Genomic DNA, 17883 nt, shown 5'->3' on the forward strand with positions numbered 1-17883 from the left:
ACAGCGCCCAGCCGCGAGGTCGCCTTCCGCAAGGGCGCCGCCTGCCGCCCGGTCCTGGCTCGGCTGCCGTTCGCCCCGGCGAACGCCGGCCCTCAGGTGCACCACCACAGGAACCGATCGCACGTCTCCGACGGCGACGGGTCCGGGGTCGGGTCCGACGTGGGCGGTTCCGTGGTCGGAGCCGGGTTTTCGGCGGACGTGGGGGTGGGGGCCGGGTCCGAGGTGGACGGGCCGGAGCCGCCGCCCGTCGTCGACGACTGGGGGTCCTTCGTCGGGGTCTTGTCGTCCTCGTCCTTCTTGTCCTCGTCCTTGGCGGACTTGGAGACGGAAGGCGAGGCCGAGGGGCTCTTCGACGACTGGCCCGAGGCCGCGCCACCGGTCCCGTCCGTCGCGTCCGGCGAGGGAGAGACCTCCGACTCCGCGGCGCCCTCGGCCGACTCGTCCCCGGCGGCGGCCGGCTTGGCGCTCTTGCCCGGGGCGTCCATGCCGAGTTCCGCGAGACTCAGGCCGCCGGCGGCCAGGACGAACCCGGCGGTGATGAGCAGGACCCGGCGACGCCGGCGCCGGTGCGCGGCGGCCTTGCGGTCGCGACGGCTCGCGCCGCCCGCGCCGGCCTCCTCCTCCAACTCCGCGTCGTCCTCGTCGTCGTACTCGTCGTACTCGGCGTGTTCGTCGCGCTCGTCGTACGCGTCGTTCTCCGGGTGCTCCTCGGGCTCCTCGTGGCCGCGCCGGCGCCCCCGGCCGCGCCGCTGCGCGGCCCGTCGGGCGGCCCGCCCGCCGACCGGTGCGTCCGCGGCGACCGGTTCGGCCTCCGGTGCCTCCGAGGCGTCCTCGGTGTGCGCCGCCGACCCGTCGTGCCGGTCGCCCGGTTCGTCGTGGCCGCGGCCGTACTCACCACCGCCGTAGGGGGCGTCGAAGGCGGGCCCGCCGTACTCGCCGGTGCCGTACCCGCCGCCGTACTGTCCCGCGCCCGCGTACCCCTCGTACCCGCCCTGGCCCCCGGCCGCCGAGGGCCGTTCGGCCATCTGCGGGTACGCCTGGTCCGGAGCACCCGCGTACACCCGGGGTTGTTCGACCGTGGCGCCGCACCCCGGGCAGGCGAGGGCGCCATTCAGGTGCCGTCGGCACGGGTGGCAGTAGTCCATGACGCGGGAAGACTAGGTTCCGCAGACGCACAGTTCCTAGTCACAGCTGTGAAAGTTCTGTACGAAACAAAGCTTTCCCGCATGGCGAGTTGACGGTTATGCCACGAGACGCCAGAGACGCCCTCCACGCTCCGCGACGGCCTGCCCGAAATCCGTATCGAAAGCGGTGTCGAAACCGTTATGCGTGCGACCCATTGACACTCCTACCACCCCCTCCCTACTGTCACGTCAGCATTTCGAACGTGTGACGAAATATCGAACACGCTCGGACGCGACAACAATGAGCCGACGACGCAGCAAGGGGCAACTGCCGTGCGCATCACCGGAATCAGCACACACGTGGTCGGGACGCCGTGGCGCAACCTGACCTACGTACAGGTGCACACCGACGAGGGGCTGACCGGAGTCGGCGAGACCCGGATGCTGGGCCACACCGACGCGCTGATCGGCTATCTGCGGGAGGCCGAGGCCAACCACATTCTCGGTTCGGACCCGTTCGCTGTCGAGGACCTCGTCCGCCGGATGAAGTACGGCGACTACGGCCGGGCCGGCGAGATCGTGATGTCCGGTATCGCCGTGATCGAGATGGCCTGCTGGGACATCAAGGGCAAGGCGCTCGGGGTGCCGGTCTGGCAGCTCCTGGGCGGCAAGGTCACCGACAAGGTCAAGGCGTACGCCAACGGCTGGTACACCACGGAGCGGACCCCGGAGGCGTACCACAAGGCCGCGCAGGGCGTCATGGAGCGCGGATACAAGGCGCTCAAGATCGACCCCTTCGGCACCGGGCACTTCGAGCTCGACCACGAGCAGTCCCTGTACGCCGTCTCCCTCATCGAGGCCGTGCGGGACGCCATCGGCCCCGACGCCGAGCTGATGCTGGAGATGCACGGCCGCTTCTCCCCCGCCACCGCCGTACGGCTCGCGCGCGAGCTCGCCCCCTTCAAGCCGGCCTGGCTGGAGGAGCCGTGCCCGCCGGAGAACCTGAAGGCGCTGGAGAAGGTCGCCGCCAAGGTCGACATCCCGGTCGCCACCGGTGAGCGGATCCACGACCGCATCGAGTTCCGTGAGCTCTTCGAGAGCCAGGCGGTCGACATCATCCAGCCCGACGTCGGCCACATCGGCGGCATCTGGGAGACGCGGAAGCTGGCCGCGACCGCCGAGACGCACTACATGCTCGTCGCGCCGCACAACGTCGGTGGCTCGGTGCTGACCGCCGCCTCCCTCCAGGTCGGCTTCACCTCCCCGAACTTCAAGATCCTGGAGCACTTCAACGACTTCGCCGACGCGGAGATCAAGAAGGTCGTCAAGGGCGCGCCGCAGGTGGACCCGGAGGACGGCTGCTTCCACCTCTCCGACGCCCCCGGCCTCGGGGTCGAGTTCGACGCCGACGCCGCCGCCGAGTTCCCGCAGCAGCAGGCCCGCTTCGACCTGTGGGCCGAGGGCTGGGAGCAGCGCAAGCCCAAGGGCACCGAGCAGTGAGCACCGCGGTCGTCATCGAGGCACCCGGCGAGCACCGGCTCACCGCGCACACGCCGCGTGAGCCGGAGGCCGGCGAGGCGCTGGTGCGGGTCCACGCGGTCGGCATCTGCGGCAGCGACCGCGAGGTGTACCAGGGCAACCGGCCGGAGGGGTACGTCCGTTACCCGCTCACGCCGGGCCACGAGTGGTCCGGGACCGTCGCCGCCGTCGGCGCCGGGGTGCCGGACTCGCTCGTCGGCCGCAAGGTCGTCGGCGAAGGCTTCCGCAACTGCCAGGTCTGCGACCGCTGCCACGCCGGTGAGACGACGCTGTGCGGCGCGGGCTACGAGGAGACCGGGTTCACCCAGCCCGGCGCCATGGCGGGCACGCTGACGCTCCCGGCCCGGCTGCTGCACGTCCTGCCGGACGACTGCGACCTGACCGCCGCCGCGCTGCTGGAGCCGGCCGCCTGTATCGCCGCCGCGGCGATCAAGGCGCACGCGCTGCCGGGTGAGCGGGTGGCCGTGGTGGGCACCGGGACGCTCGGGATGTTCGCCGTGCAGTTCCTCAGGGCGGGCTCGCCGGGCGAACTGCTCGTGGTGGGCACTCGGCGCGACCGCGAGGGGCTGTCGCGGGAGTTCGGGGCGACCGACTTCCGCACCAAGGACCAGGAACTCCCGGACGACTTCGACGTCGTCATCGAGACCGCCGGGTCCGCGGACGCCGCGCGGGTCTCCGCGGCCCTCCTCCGGCGCGGCGGGCGTCTGGTCCTGACCGGGATCCCGGCGCCGGGCGCGCAGGGACTCGACCCGACCGATCTCGTCGTACGGCAGCTGGAGGTGCACACCGTCTTCGGGGCGCCGCCGGACGCCTGGGCGCACACGGTGCGTGTGTTCGCGGCCGGACTGCTCGATCCGCTGCCCCTGGTCACGCACGAGTTGCCGCTGGCGGAGTTCCCGCAGGCGATCGAACTCGTCGGGTCCGGCGACCCGAAGGTGGGCAAGGTGCTGCTCCGTCCTTAGTCGTACGCCGGTACGGGGGCAACCTGACGGTCCCCGTGCCGGCGTACACCCGAGCCCCGCACGCCTTGAGCCGCGAACCTCGTCCGATATTTCGAACCAGAAGGACAGCTTGTGACCGACGCTTCCGCAGCCCGCCGACCCGGTGAGCAGGTGCTCTCCGCCCTCGGCCTGGGTGCGCCCGACCTCTCCCCCGCCGACGCCTCGCCCCACACCTTCCCGGGCGGCGGCCGCTGGCGCACCGAGATCCCCTCGTGCGAGGGTCCCGAAGCGCTCGCCGTCGTCCTCAAGGAAGCCTCACTGCTCGACGTGCCGATCCACCGGATCAGCCAGGGCAGCGGCGTGTGGATGCTGACCGACGCCGAGATCGCCGAGATGGTCGACGCGACGAACGAACGCGACATCGAGCTCTGCCTGTTCACCGGCCCGCGCGGCACCTGGGACATCGGCGGCTCCACACGCACCGACTCACGGGGGGCCGGGCTGCGCGCCCGGGGCCACGACGCCGTCGCCGGCTGCGTCGAGGACGCCGTACGGGCCACGGAGCTCGGCGTGAAGTGCCTCCTGGTCGCCGACGAGGGCGTGCTGTGGACGCTGCACCGGGCGCGGGCCGCCGGGATCATCCCGGCCGACACCACCCTCAAGGTGAGCGCGCTGATCGGGCCGGTCAACCCGGCCGCGTACGCGGTGTACGAGCAGTTGGGCGCCGACTCGGTCAACGTGCCCAGCGATCTCACGCTCGACCACCTCACCGAGATCCGGCGGGTCTCCGCCGCCCCCATGGACATGTACATCGAGGCCCCGGACGACCTCGGCGGCTATGTGCGGATGTACGAGGTCGCCGAACTGATCCGGCGCGGCGCACCGCTGTACCTGAAGTTCGGGCTGGCCAAGGCCCCCGGCATCTACCCCTACGGGCACCACATGCGGGACCTGACGCTGGCCACCGCCCGGGAACGCGTACGCCGCGGCCGGCTGGCACTGGACCTGCTCGCACGGCACGGAGCTGACGGCGACATGGCGCCTCTCGGTTCACGGCTGCCCGGGACGCTGAAGCGATTCGAAACTCCCGCATAACGTTCCGGACAAACCCCCTTCACAGAAGAAGACGCAGTCGAACACAATCCCACACACCCTCGGTCTACCCGCACAGCCACCCGCACAGCCCTCGACACGCGTCCTCGTAATCGCCCAGACCGAGCCCTGCTCACCCACATCAAGGATGATGATCATGCGTACACGCAGAGCCGCACTCGCCGCCATAGCCTCCGCCGCGTCCCTCGCACTGACCCTGACCGCCTGCGGCCAGAGCGGCGAGGGCGGCTCCAAGGAGGACTCGGGCAGCTCCGAGGGCGCCACCATCGGCATCGCGATGCCGACCAAGTCCTCCGAGCGCTGGATCGCCGACGGCAACAACGTCAACAAGGACCTGGAGTCCAAGGGCTACAAGACCAAGCTGGTCTACGGCGAGGACGACCCCGACCAGCAGGTCTCGCAGATCGAGAACCTGATCACGCAGGGCGTCAAGGCGCTGATCGTCGCGGCCATCGACAACAAGTCGATGAACAACGTGCTCCAGCAGGCCAAGGACGCGGACATCCCGGTCATCTCCTATGACCGGCTGATCCTCGGCACCGAGAACGTCGACTACTACGCCTCGTTCGACAACGAGAAGGTCGGCGAGCTCCAGGGCAACTACATCCTGGAGAAGCTCGGCCTGAAGGACGGCTCCAAGAAGGGCCCGTTCAACATCGAGCTGTTCGCCGGCTCCAACGACGACAACAACACCCGCTACTTCTTCCAGGGCGCGATGAACGTCCTGCAGCCCTACATCGACAAGAAGCAGCTCGTCGTCCGCTCCAAGCAGACCGCTCTGAACCAGGTCACCACCCTGCGCTGGGACGGCGGCACCGCCCAGAAGCGTATGGACGACATCCTGACCTCGGCCTACAAGAGCGAGCGCGTCGACGCGGTCCTCTCGCCGTACGACGGCATCTCCATCGGCATCCTCTCGGCGCTGAAGTCGGACGACTACGGCTCCAAGAGCAAGCCGCTGCCGATCGTCACCGGTCAGGACGCCGAGGTCGCCTCGGTGAAGTCGATCATCGCCGGTGAGCAGTCCATGACCGTGTACAAGGACACCCGCGAACTCGCCAAGGTGGCCTCCAACATGGTCGACGCGGTGCTCAACGACAAGAAGCCCGAGGTCAACGACGAGAAGACCTACGACAACGGCTCCAAGGTCGTCCCCGCGTACCTGCTCACGCCGGTCAGCGTCGACAAGACCAACTACCAGAAGACGGTGGTCGACTCCGGCTACATCAAGGAAAGCGACCTCAAGTAACCGCCGGCCCACTCTGATTGGAAGGCACGACCATGGCGGGACCCGTCCTGGAAATGCGCTCGATCGTCAAGACCTTTCCCGGCGTCAAGGCGCTGTCGGACGTCACGCTGACCGTCCGGCAGGGCGAGGTCCACGCCATCTGCGGGGAGAACGGCGCCGGCAAGTCGACCCTGATGAAGGTCCTCTCCGGCGTCCACCCGCACGGCACCTACGAGGGGGACATCCTCTTCGAGGGGGAGGTCTGCGAGTTCAAGGACATCAGGGCCAGTGAGCATCACGGCATCGTGATCATCCACCAGGAACTGGCTCTGATCCCCTACCTCTCCATCGCGGAGAACATCTTCCTCGGCAACGAGCACGCCACACGCGGGATCATCAGCTGGACCGAGACGCTCCGGCACGCCACCGAACTGCTGCGCCGGGTCGGCCTCTCCGACCACCCGGACACCCGCGTCGCCGACATCGGCGTGGGCAAGCAGCAGCTGGTGGAGATCGCGAAGGCGCTCTCGAAGAAGGTGAAGCTGCTCATCCTGGATGAGCCGACCGCGGCCCTGAACGACGAGGACAGCGGCAAACTCCTGGATCTGATCCTGGAGTTGAAGAAGCAGGGCATCACCTCGATCATCATCTCCCACAAGCTCAACGAGATCCGCAAGGTCGCCGACTCGGTGACGATCCTCCGCGACGGCCAGACCATCGAGACGCTCGATGTGAAGGCGCCGGAGACCTCCGAGGACCGGATCATCAGCGGCATGGTCGGCCGGGACCTGGAGAACCGCTTCCCGGACCGCACGCCGCACGAGCCGGAGGAGGGCGCCGCCCCGGCCCTTGAGATCCGCAACTGGACCGTGCACCACCCGATCGACCAGCAGCGCAAGGTGGTCGACGATGTGTCACTGTCGGTGCGGCGCGGGGAGATCGTCGGCATCGCGGGCCTGATGGGCGCCGGCCGCACCGAGCTCGCGATGAGCGTCTTCGGGCGGACCTACGGCCGCTACCACGGCGGCGCGGTCCTCAAGGACGGCCAGGAGATCCGTACGAAGACCGTCCCCGAGGCGGTCAAGCACGGCATCGCGTACGTCACCGAGGACCGCAAGCACTACGGCCTGAACCTCATCGACACCATCAACCGCAACATCTCGCTCAGCGCGCTGGGCAAGGTCGCCAAGCGGGGCGTGGTCGACGAGCACGGGGAGCGGCAGGTCGCCGAGGGCTTCCGCAAGTCCATGAACATCAAGGCGCCGACCGTCTTCGAGCCGGTGGGCAAGCTGTCCGGCGGCAACCAGCAGAAGGTCGTCCTCAGCAAGTGGATCTTCGCCGGTCCCGATGTGCTGATCCTGGACGAGCCCACGCGCGGTATCGACGTCGGTGCCAAGTACGAGATCTACACGGTCATCGACCAGCTGGCCGCCCAGGGCAAGGCGGTCGTCTTCATCTCCTCCGAGCTGCCGGAGCTGCTCGGCATGTGTGACCGCATCTACACGATGGCCGCGGGGCGGCTGACCGGTGAGTTCTCGCGCGCCGAGGCCTCGCAGGAATCGCTGATGCGTCAGATGACTAAGGACAAAGAGGTAACCCGATGAGCACGGATGTGACCGCCAAGAGCCCGGCCCCCGCGCCGCCGGGGAAGAGCTCGGGGGCCGGGGGCGAGGGCCTGCTCCAGCTGGTGCTGGACGGCCTGCGCCGCAACATGCGGCAGTACGGCATGCTGATCGCGCTCGGCCTGATCGTGGTGCTGTTCGCGGTGTGGACCGACGGCGACCTGCTGCTGCCGCGCAACGTCTCCAACCTGGTGCTCCAGAACAGCTACATCCTGATCCTGGCGATCGGCATGATGCTGGTCATCATCGCGGGCCACATCGATCTGTCGGTGGGATCACTGACGGCGTTCATCGGCTCCATGGCCGCGGTGTTCATGGTCAAGAACGACCTGCCATGGCCCGTCGCGGTCATCCTCTGCCTCGCCATGGGCGCGCTCGCCGGCGCGGCACAAGGGTTCTTCATCGCGTACGGCGGAATACCATCCTTCATCGTGACCCTCGCGGGCATGCTGATCTTCCGCGGTCTGACCGAGATCTTCCTGGAGGGGCAGACCCTCGGCCCGTTCCCGGAGGGCCTGCAGAAGGTCGCCAACGGCTTCCTGCCCGAGGTCGGTCCGAACACGAACTACCACAACCTCACGCTGCTGCTCGGCTTCGCGATGATCGCGTTCGTGGTCTTCCAGGAGTTCCGTGACCGCCGCCGCCAGCAGGAGTTCTCCCTCGACGTCCCGCCCTTCAACCTGTTCCTGCTGAAGCTGGTCGCGCTCGGCGCCGCCATCCTCACGCTCACCATGCTGCTGGCCAGTTACAAGGGCGCCCCGATCGTGCTGCTCATCCTGGGCGTGCTGCTCGTCGGGTTCGGCTACGTCATGCGCAACGCGATCATCGGCCGCCACATCTACGCGATCGGCGGCAACCTGCCCGCGGCCAAGCTGTCGGGTGTGAAGGACAAGAAGGTCACCTTCCTGGTCTTCCTGAACATGGGCATGCTCGCGGCCCTGGCGGGTCTGGTCTTCGCCGCCCGCTTCAACGCGGCCTCTCCCAAGGCCGGCCTCAACTTCGAGCTGGAGGCCATCGCGGCCTCGTTCATCGGCGGCGCGTCGATGAGCGGCGGCGTCGGCACGGTCCTCGGCGCGATCATCGGTGGCCTGGTCCTGGGCGTGCTGAACAACGGTATGAACCTCGTCGGCATCGGCACCGACTGGCAGCAGGTCATCAAGGGCCTGGTGCTCCTGGCGGCCGTCGGCTTCGACGTGTGGAACAAGCGCAAGGTCGGTTCGTAAGTCCATCGGGGCCCCGCCACCACGGCGGGGCCCTTCCACTTCCTGAGCAGGAGCCGCACATGGACATGAGCAGACGTACGGTCATAGCCGGCGCCGCGGCGGCGGGGATCACCGCCGCGACCATCGGCAGCGCGCACGCCACCGGGGGCAGGACCCCGGTGAAGTCCCTCTTCGGCAAGCTCGCCGACGGCACCAAGGTGTACAGCTGGTCGCTGGCCAACGGCGGCACCCGGATGAAGGTCCTCTCCTACGGCGGCGTCGTGCAGTCCCTGGAGATACCGGACCGGCGCGGCCACTACGCCAACGTCTCCCTCGGCTTCGACAACCTCGAGGACTACGTCGCCAAGAGCCCCTACTTCGGCGCTCTGATCGGCCGCTACGGCAACCGGATCGGCAAGGGACGGTTCACCCTCGACGGCAAGGCCTACCAGGTCAACGTCAACGACGGTGAGAACAGCCTGCACGGCGGCGCCAAGGGCTTCGACAAGCGGGTCTGGGACGTCGAGCCGTTCGCCAAGGGCTCCGACGTCGGCCTGCACCTGTACTACACGTCCGTCGACGGCGAGATGGGCTACCCGGGCACGCTCAAGGTGAAGGTGACGTACACCCTCACCAAGTACGGCGACTGGCGCATCGACTACGCGGCCACCACCGACAAGGCCACCGTCGTCAACCTGACCAGTCACGTGTACTGGAACCTCGCGGGCGAGGGCAGCGGCACGATCGAGAACCACGAGCTCAAGATCGACGCCTCCCGCTACACGCCCGTCGACTCGGGTCTCATCCCCACCGGTGAGCTGGCCCCCGTCGCGGGCACCCCCTTCGACTTCCGCCGCAGCAAGCGGATCGGCGAGGACCTGCGCGAGGCGCACCAGCAGCTGCTCTACGGCAAGGGCATCGACCACAACTGGGCGCTCGACAAGGGCATCTCCCCGCGCCCCGAGTGGATCGCCACCCTGAAGGACCCGTCCTCGGGCCGCACCCTGCGGATGGCGACCACGGAGCCGGGCCTGCAGTTCTACTCCGGGAACTTCCTCGACGGCACCCTGGTCGGCACGGGCGGCCGCACCTACCGGCAGGGCGACGCGCTGTGCCTGGAGACGCAGCACTTCCCGGACTCGCCGAACAAGCCGGCGTTCCCCTCGACGGTGCTGCGGCCCGGGCAGACGTACCGGTCGACGACGCTCCACTCGTTCAGCCGCTGAGCCCGGTCAGCCGCTGAGCCCGGCTGATCCGTCCGCTTCTGACGGTTCTTCACAGGTGGTACACAAGTTCACACCGATTCCTCAGTGGTTGAACAGCGCCACCCCAGCCTCCGTATGTAAGGGCGGCCCGTGCTCCCCCGCGCGGGCCACCCAAAGACGACGGGCCCGGTCGTCCCCACCGGGCCCGCCCCCTACGGAGGTTCCATGGCCGACAACGTCACCTCGCTGTTCCGCAGTACCGCGGCACACAGCCCGTCGATGGCGGCGCTGACGCGTGAGGGCGGCGACGGGGCCGGGCCGGTGGACTTCTGCATTCCCTGCAACCCGTACTTCCCCACCCCCGAGATGTTCCAGGACATGGCGGGGAAGCTGCGGGACATCATCACGTTCTACCCGAGCAGCGCCGACACGATCACGGCCGAACTGTGCAGCCTGCTCCAGCTTCCGCCGCAGTGCGTGGCGATGGGCAACGGCTCCACGGAGCTGATCACCTGGATCGACCACCTGATGGTCCGGGAGTCCCTCGCCATCCCCGTCCCCACGTTCGGCCGCTGGACCGACCAGCCCATGGAGACCGGCAAGCGGGTCGACATGTTCCCGCTCCAGGAGTCCAGCGGCTTCGCCCTGGACCTCGCCCAGTACGCCGAGTTCATCCGGGCCAGGGGGACCCGGGTGGCCGTCATCTGCAACCCGAACAACCCCGACGGCGGCTACCTCCACAAGCACGCGCTCGTGCAGTTCATGGACGCCATGGCCGACCTGGACCTGGTCATCATCGACGAGTCGTTCCTGGAGTTCGCCGACGCCGAGCAGGAGCCGTCGGTGGTGCAGGAGGCGATGCTGCGCCCGAACGTGATCGTGCTGCGCAGCCTCGGCAAGAACTTCGGCCTGCACGGCATCCGCTTCGGCTACCTCGTCGCCAACCCGGCGCTCGCCGGCATGGTCCGCTCGATGCTGCCGAAGTGGAACCTCAACGCCTTCGCCGAGCACGTGGTGTTCATGCTCAAGAACCATGGCGCCGAGTACGCGCAGAGCCTGCACCAGGTGCGCCGCGACCGCCTCGACATGGCCAGCCACCTGGCCCAGCTGCCCGGCCTGACGGTCTATCCGTCGCAGGGCAACTTCCTCTTCGTGCGCCTCCCCGTGGGCGCCGAGGGCACCGTGGTCCGCGACCGGCTGCTCACCGAGCACCGGATCCTGGTCCGCGAGTGCGGCAACAAGATCGGTTCGTCCAGCCGCTTCCTGCGACTCGTGGTGCGCCCCCAGGTGGACGTGCGTCGCCTGGTGTCCGGCCTGGAGCAGGTGCTCTACGGGTCCAGGAGGGGAGCCGCCGTACCCGAGCTGGGTACAGGGACCAACTACAGCTCGGGTACGGCGGCCGTGGACCGGTTGGTCAGTTCCACCAACGGCGCGGGGATGCCGGGTCTTGCCGCGCAGGCGATGGCGGCGCCGATGCCCGCGGCGGCTCAGCCGCAGGGGGGCGGCATGCCGATGCCGGCGCCGGTTCCGGTGGCCCCGGCCGCCGCGGCCCCTGCGCCGGCTCCGACGCCCATGCCCGCGCCGATGCCGGCGCCGGCTCCCGTGGCCCCACCCACGCCCGCCCCCGCGCCCGCGCCCGCGCCGATGTCGTTCCCGTCGCCCGTGGCGCCCGCCGCGGCGGTGGTGCCGCCCGGGCCCACGCCGCCGGGAGTGCCGGCGCGTGGGGGGCTCACCGCCGCGCAGGTGCGGGGCACCACGGGGCCGGGGTTGACTCCGGCGCCGGCGACCGGGTGGCCGAACAGCCAGAGCTGGCCGAACGCGGCGGGGATGGGGCAGGTGGGCTGACGCCGCCTCGCCGTAGGGGTGTTGCGCGTGGGCGGCTGCGCGCCCGTCGTGGCTTGTCGCGCAGTTCCCCGCGCCCCTGGCGGCGTTGAGCTACACCGGCATCAATCGCCACTGCTGGCACGTGTTGTTCAGCCAGGTCCACTGGCGTACGTCCGTGCCGTCCGCCGTGCCGCAGTTCGCCGTGTCGGCCACCTTGCCCGTGGCCTGGTTGACGATCCTGACGTGACCGGTGTCCGTGGCGACGAAGCGGAAGCGCTGGCACGTGTTGTTCAGCCACGACCACTGGCGCAGGTCGGCACCGTCGGCGCCGGAGCAGTTCTCGGTGTCGAGGACCTTGCCGGTGGCGACGTTCACCAGACGGTGGGTGTCGTCCCCGAGGTCCTCCAGGCGCCACTTCTGATGGTTGCCGCCTCCGCACGACCACTGCTGCACATTGGCCCCGTCCGCCGTCGAACTCCCGGACACGTCAAGGCACTTGCCGCTGTTGCGATTGACGACCGTGTAGTGCTGGAGGCGGCGGCGGGCTCACCGGACGGGCCGGTGAGGGACGCGCCCAGGCGTACCGGGGTGCCGAAGTTCGGGGTGCCGTCGGAGTTCCAGGTGAACTTCTGCGCCCGGGTCGTACGGCCGTTGTCGCAGCCGTCGGAGGCGGCGTCGTTGGCGTGGTAGACGATCCAGTTCTCGGTGCCGTCGGGTGAGGTGAAGAAGCCGTTGTGGCCGGGGCCGTACACACCGTTGGTGTCGCTGCGCTGGAAGACGGGCGTGGACTTCTTGGTCCAGGAGGAGGCCGCCAGTGGGTCCGAGCCCGTCAGGGTGAGCCGGCCGAGCTTGTAGTCGGGTGTCCAGCAGCCGCTGCCCGAGTACACGAGGAAGGTTTTGCCGCCGCGCTGGAGGATCTCCGGCCCCTCGTTGACCGTTCCGTTGCGCTCCCAGTCGTACGTCGGTGTCGAGATGGTGGAGAAGCCGGTGGCCAGGGTGTACGGGTTGGACATCCGGGCGGCGACGAGGTTCTGTGTGCCGCCGCCGCTCGCGCTGCCGAAGAGATACAGCTGACCGTTGATGGTGGCCACGTTCGGGTCCAGCATCCAGGCAGAGTTGAGCTGGCTGCGGTACGAGTAGGGCCCCATGGGGTCGGAGCCGGCGCTTTCCAGGACGTGGGTGCGCTGAGTGGGAATGTAGTCGGAGACGTTCTGCCCGGCGACGTAGTAGAGGTACCAGCGGCCGTTGAGGAAGTGCAGTTCCGGGGCCCAGATGTTGCAGCAGCGGTTCGCCGCGTCGCCCTGCCACACCTGTACGCTCGGCGCGGTGGCGAGGCCGGCGAGGGTCGGGGACCTCCGGATGGTGATGGCGTCGGTCCAACTCGTGGTGAGCAGGTAGTAGTTGCCGTCGTGGTACGTGATCCAGGGGTCGGCGCCCTTGACCGACTTGACGGGGTTGGCGAACGAGGCGGCGCTCGCGGACGGCTGGCCGAGGCTCAGCGCGAGCAGGAGGGCCGCCAGCAGGGTCAGTAGGCGACGGGCCATCCGCTGCTCCAGTTCAGAAGGTTGATGCCCAGCTTGGGCGTGCCGTTGTCGTTGCCGTCGTAGTAGTGGTAGACGATCAGGTCCCCGTCGACGTCGTTCATGATCGACTGTCCGCCGGGGCCGATGACGCTGCCGTGCGACTCCAGGACGGGCGTGCCGCCGTTGTTCGTCATCGCGACGCCGTTCCTGTCGACGAACGGCCCGGTGACGCTGGTGGCGCGGCCGACCTTCACCTTGTAGGTGCTGCCGGTGCCGGCGCAGCAGGTGTCGTAGGAGGCGAAGAGGTAGTAGTAGCCGCCCCGCTTGACGAGGAAGGGGGCCTCCACGGCCTTCGTGCCGGTCGGGCGGGAGGCGAGGGAGTAGCGGGTCGTGTCGGAGGAGAGCTGTTTGCCGGTGGCGGGATTGATCCGGATCATCTTGATGCCGGTCCACCAACTGCCGAAGGACAGCCACCACTTGCCGTCGTCGTCGACGAAGAGGTTCGGGTCGATGGCGTTGTAGTCACTGACGGAGCCGGACGTGTAGACGGTGCCGTAGTCGGTCCAGGTGCCGGGCTGCCCGGTCGTGGAGCCCGCCAGGCCGATGGCGGAGGTGTTCGAGCCGAACTTCGAGACGGAGTAGTACATCAGGTACTTGCCGCCGTGGAACGAGATGTCCGGCGCCCAGGCCTCCGGCACGGAGGAGTACGCCGACCACCAGCCGGGACGGCTGCCGAAGGCGTCGGCGCCCGCGCTGAAGGCGGTGCGGTCGGACGACGTCTTGCTCGCGATGCCGCCGCCGGTGGCGTACAGCAGGTACTGGCCGGACGAGGTGCGGATCATCGACGGGTCGTGGGTGACGACGGATCCGGTGACCCGGCCGGGGTCGGGGTAGGCCGACGCCGAGGACGGGATCAGGGCGAGGATCGCGGCGACGGGGAGTGCGAGGAGGGTGGTGCGTTTGCGGCTCATGCGGGTCCTCCTTGCGGTGGGGGTCTCTGCGTGGCGGTGGGGGTCTCTATGCGTCCGAGATTTCGCACACTGCTCGCACGTTCGAACGGGACCGTAGAATCGAACCCCTTGCGCGTCAATGGTTCACACAGCAACAGCCGTTCCTGTGGGACGCCCGCCTCTTCAGGGCACGGCCGCGGCCGTGCGCGTCGGGGACCCCAGGCCCGGGACGAGCGTCAGCGGTCGATGTCGCCGGAATCGTGGGCGGCGTCCGCCCCGTTCACCTCCACCACGCGCAACTGATCCGTGTAGCGCTCGCCGAACGCTTCCGTACCCAGTGCCGCCACGTCGAGCGGGGCCGCGGCATCGGCCGAGAGCCGCAACGTCAGTGATTCCAGGCCCGGAAAGACACGACGCACCTGCGCCATCCGGGCATGACTCCGCAGGCCGTCGAACTGCAGATGCCGAATGCCGGGCAGCGGCGCGATGGTGGCCAGCAGGTCGAGGGATTCCATGGGCAGGACGAGACGCGCCAGCCGAGGCACCCGAGAGGCGGCTCGCAGAACCGTCCCGGACCCCAGAGCCGGGCAGCGTTTCAGCGACAGTTCCACCAACTGCTCCCGGTCCTGCAGGAAGTCGAGGTGGGTGATCTCCCTGTTGCCCCAGAGGTCGAGTTCTTCGACACCGCGCTTCGGCAGACGGGCGTCCAGTTCTTCCTCGGGATACGACCCGACGACGGTGACCTTGCGGATCGACTCCAGATGGGACAGCTGGGCCAGTTGCGAGCTGTTCTGCACGTACACGGACTCGAAGCCGGAGCCGGCCAGTACCTCGCGGGCGTATTCCTCGGCCGGATGGTGAATCCAGCCCAGGATGATCGTGGCCTTGATGTCGGCCAGGGAACCTGTCGCGAGCTGCCGCAGCTTTCGCCGTGCCTCCACCGTACGAATCCTGGTCAGCGCCTCGACGGTGAGCCGGTCCTCGAGTGCCCCTGTCGGCCCCGGCAGCAACTCCACCACCCACGCGCCCAGACCTGCCACGTCCTCGGCCTCGGAGAATCTCCGCAGCGGCATCAGCGCCCGCACTCGCCCCCTGACGACCCCCATCAGCGCCGCGTCGAGCGACAGCAGGCTGGTGGCGCACTGGGCGGCCAGTACATGGAGGTACCACTTCTCCTGGCGCCCCTCCACGACGTCCCCGAACTGGACCAGCCTCTCGACGAGCAGCTGCGCCTCGGTCCGCGTCGCGTGGCCGGCGGCCAGGACGATCACGTCGCGCCAGGATTCGTCCCCCGCGTGATTCAGGAGCTCGAGAACGTAGCCGCTCTCGTGGAACTCCTTCGCGGCAAGGAAGTCCTGAAACGTCCGGTGGATGAACTGGATCGCGTCATCCGTGCGCTCCTGGAGCACTCCGCTGCGTTCGAGCAGGAAACGCAGCACCCGGTGGGGTGTGGCCTGGGCACGGATCTGCGGCATGTCCCGCATGGCGAACTCGAGTTGCTGTGTCGCCGGCCCAGGTGACATCTGCTGTTGCTCGGTGCGTACGAGCCAGATGGCAAGGCGTTGCAGCAGGACGTGCTGCTCGTCCGAGTCGAGGCTGATGTCTCCCGGACTGGCGACACCCCGTGCGGCGTCCCGGCCGCCGAGGAGCATGGCGAGGGCCGCCCGGTACAGCGACCAGCGGGTCGTGGGCAGGAGGCCACGGCGGCGGCGGTGCAGGGCGCAGATGACGGCGCACAGCAGGGGGGTGCGGGCCAGGTCGCGGAGCGCGGTGTTCTGCTCCAGCTGGTGGGCGAGGTCCTGCTCCAGAGAGGCGAGGAGCTCCCACTCGTCGCCGCACCGGCGGACGTCGTAGAGATACTCGGACTCCAGGCGGGCGGCCTCGTGCCAGGCGGAGACGAATGTCTGGATGTCCTCGTCGCTCATGGGCAGCAGCGTCAGTTCGGTGAAGCCCTCGCCGCGGAGCCAGTCCTTCTCCACCGCGTCCGGGCGGACGGTGGCCAGGCACCGCGTGTCCGGGTACCGGTCGAGGAGCGCGGAGAGCCAGCGGCGGGCCTTCTGCCGTTCCTCCGGCGGGACTTCGTCCAGGCCGTCCACCAGAAGCAGCCCTCGGCCGGCCTCCAGGACCCGGCCGGCCCAGCCCTCCGGGGCGTCGTCCGAGATGACCCGTCCGGCCGAGAGCAGCTCCGACACCGCCGGGAACCGTCCGCCCCGCGCGTACACCTCGCGCATCGGCAGGACGAAGGGCACGAGGCCGTTCAGTTTCCAGAGGTTGCTGCTGAGGGTGCCGTTCGCCGCGTGGGCGGCGAGCCACCACACCAGGGTGGTCTTGCCGGCACCCGCCTGGCCGCGCAGCAGGGCCCGGGGGCGTTCCCTGAGCAGACTGTCGATGCGTTGTGCCGAGAATCCGGCCTCCTTGCGATCGTCCGGGGCGGCGGCCTCGGCCTCCAGGCTCAAGTAGGCGGTGTCGAGGTCCCAGCGGGACTCGGTGCGCCCGAGTTCCTCGATGCCGAAGATCTCCGTCCGGCGGTACTGCGCGGCCAGGTCCTTGGCGTAGCGGACTTCGAACAGTTCGTCGCGCGGGTGGACGTCGGTGATCTCCTCGACCTTGAAGTCCCATCCGAACAACGAACGGGACCCGGTCAGCACGGCTGGGACCGGGGCCGCTTCGATCCTGAGGTGGGAACGGCCCCGCGGCACCTGACGCACCACCCCGAGGAGCACCCCTCCCGCCAGAACAGGAGCCCCTGACAGTCCTGCCAACGGTGAGGTCTCCCGGCCGCTTTCGTCCGCGGCGGGCACGTCGAGTTCGCAGACGAGGGCGTCCCTCATCCGTCCGGCCAGGGGTAACACGGTCGCGCGGAACTGGTCGTACTCCAGATCTTCGCCGGTCTCGCCGTAGCGCTGGATCTCGGGGAATCCCACGATCTGGCAGTGCGGCAGTGGAGCGGCGGTGCCGACGCCGCCCACTCGGACCTCTCCCAGAGGGCCGGCCAGCTCCGGGCCGATGACCTCCGCGTTCGCCAGGAGCAGAGCGGCGTCGAGTGCCTCGTCGGCCCATACGACGTCGCAGGTGACCGGATGCCGTTTCGACGGGTGGATCACCTCGACGCGACCGCCGTCCCCTGCCACGTGCCGCGCGGTGAGCACCAGATTGCGGCCGAGCAGCACGCCGCTGCCCTGCCCCTCGCCGAGGACCGCGACGACCCGGTCCGCGACCCTGCCCGCGATCACCGCTCGTCGCCGCCCCGGCCGAAGCGCGCCACGCTTCCCCGGCTGTCGTTGCGCACCTTCCACGGCCGGCCCGTCGTGGAGTCCACCGGCTTGAGGGTGACCGCGACCCGGTGGGTGCGCGTGGTGGCGCCGGCCCCGTCGGCGCCGGCCTCGACGACCCACGCCTTGACCTTCACCCCGCCCGTGATCTCCTTGCGCAGCTCGACGCTGAACTCCAGCTCGATGTCGCCCACTTCGAAGGTCACGTCCTGGCCGGCCGAACGAGCCGCCGCGGTGATCAGTTCGTCCCGAACCGCCTGCACGGCGTCGGCCAGTTCAATCCGATGGTCGGTCATGTGCCCACGCTAGAGAGCCGTCGGACCATGCCGCCATCGGTTCG

General features: G+C 69.2%; 12 protein-coding genes and 1 pseudogene. 8 read left to right on the forward strand and 5 right to left on the reverse strand.

Annotated features, from left to right (window positions below; translation table 11 throughout):
• Positions 1 to 92 precede the first annotated feature (92 nt).
• The gene (locus tag ACGFW6_RS31340; RefSeq protein WP_393517291.1) at positions 93 to 1145 is read right to left on the reverse strand and encodes a hypothetical protein; all 1053 of its coding nucleotides are present in this window, start codon (positions 1143 to 1145) and stop codon (positions 93 to 95) included.
• Positions 1146 to 1457: 312 nt separating this feature from the next.
• Here ACGFW6_RS31340 and ACGFW6_RS31345 point away from each other — a divergent pair, with 312 nt between their 5' ends.
• The 8 genes from ACGFW6_RS31345 (at position 1458) to ACGFW6_RS31380 (ending at position 11819) form a co-directional block, all read left to right on the forward strand.
• Positions 1458 to 2624 (forward strand): mandelate racemase/muconate lactonizing enzyme family protein, encoded by a 1167-nt coding sequence (locus ACGFW6_RS31345; protein WP_393517294.1) that lies wholly within the window; start codon positions 1458 to 1460, stop codon positions 2622 to 2624.
• Entirely contained in the window at positions 2621 to 3625 is a 1005-nt protein-coding gene (locus ACGFW6_RS31350; protein ID WP_393517297.1) for a zinc-binding dehydrogenase, read from the forward strand. Before ACGFW6_RS31345 ends, ACGFW6_RS31350 begins: the two co-directional genes overlap by 4 nt.
• A gap of 111 nt (positions 3626 to 3736) precedes the next feature.
• Positions 3737 to 4699 (forward strand): hypothetical protein, encoded by a 963-nt coding sequence (locus ACGFW6_RS31355; RefSeq protein WP_393517299.1) that lies wholly within the window; start codon positions 3737 to 3739, stop codon positions 4697 to 4699.
• Between the two features lie 154 nt (positions 4700 to 4853).
• Entirely contained in the window at positions 4854 to 5966 is a 1113-nt protein-coding gene (gene chvE / locus ACGFW6_RS31360) for a multiple monosaccharide ABC transporter substrate-binding protein (RefSeq protein ID WP_393517302.1), read from the forward strand.
• A gap of 32 nt (positions 5967 to 5998) precedes the next feature.
• On the forward strand, positions 5999 to 7549 hold the full coding sequence (mmsA, locus tag ACGFW6_RS31365; RefSeq protein WP_393517305.1) for a multiple monosaccharide ABC transporter ATP-binding protein: 1551 nt from the start codon (positions 5999 to 6001) through the stop codon (positions 7547 to 7549).
• Positions 7546 to 8790: a multiple monosaccharide ABC transporter permease gene (mmsB, locus tag ACGFW6_RS31370; RefSeq protein ID WP_393517308.1), complete on the forward strand. Its 1245-nt coding sequence runs from the start codon at positions 7546 to 7548 to the stop codon at positions 8788 to 8790. The genes mmsA and mmsB overlap by 4 nt, the downstream gene beginning before the upstream one ends.
• 59 nt (positions 8791 to 8849) lie before the next feature.
• Positions 8850 to 9995: an aldose epimerase family protein gene (locus tag ACGFW6_RS31375; protein ID WP_393517311.1), complete on the forward strand. Its 1146-nt coding sequence runs from the start codon at positions 8850 to 8852 to the stop codon at positions 9993 to 9995.
• A gap of 204 nt (positions 9996 to 10199) precedes the next feature.
• Positions 10200 to 11819, forward strand: a complete 1620-nt coding sequence (locus ACGFW6_RS31380) for a pyridoxal phosphate-dependent aminotransferase (protein ID WP_393517314.1) — start codon at positions 10200 to 10202, stop codon at positions 11817 to 11819.
• A gap of 90 nt (positions 11820 to 11909) precedes the next feature.
• On the opposite strand, the pseudogene ACGFW6_RS31385 reads toward ACGFW6_RS31380, so the two are convergent.
• The 4 genes and pseudogenes from ACGFW6_RS31385 to ACGFW6_RS31400 all read right to left on the reverse strand — a co-directional run bounded on the left by ACGFW6_RS31385 (position 11910) and on the right by ACGFW6_RS31400 (position 17839).
• Positions 11910 to 13342, reverse strand: a pseudogene (locus ACGFW6_RS31385) (family 43 glycosylhydrolase).
• Entirely contained in the window at positions 13324 to 14292 is a 969-nt protein-coding gene (locus ACGFW6_RS31390) for an arabinan endo-1,5-alpha-L-arabinosidase (RefSeq protein ID WP_393517317.1), read from the reverse strand. Before ACGFW6_RS31390 ends, ACGFW6_RS31385 begins: the two are co-directional and overlap by 19 nt.
• Before the next feature lie 215 nt (positions 14293 to 14507).
• The gene (locus ACGFW6_RS31395) at positions 14508 to 17504 is read right to left on the reverse strand and encodes an NACHT domain-containing protein (protein WP_393517320.1); all 2997 of its coding nucleotides are present in this window, start codon (positions 17502 to 17504) and stop codon (positions 14508 to 14510) included.
• A complete protein-coding gene (locus ACGFW6_RS31400) occupies positions 17501 to 17839 on the reverse strand; it encodes a trypco2 family protein (RefSeq protein ID WP_393517323.1) in 339 nt (112 codons plus the stop codon). The genes ACGFW6_RS31395 and ACGFW6_RS31400 overlap by 4 nt, the downstream gene beginning before the upstream one ends.
• Positions 17840 to 17883: the final 44 nt, after the last annotated feature.

Source organism: Streptomyces sp. Y7 (assembly GCF_043195415.1).
Taxonomy (GTDB): Bacteria; Actinomycetota; Actinomycetes; order Streptomycetales; family Streptomycetaceae; genus Streptomyces.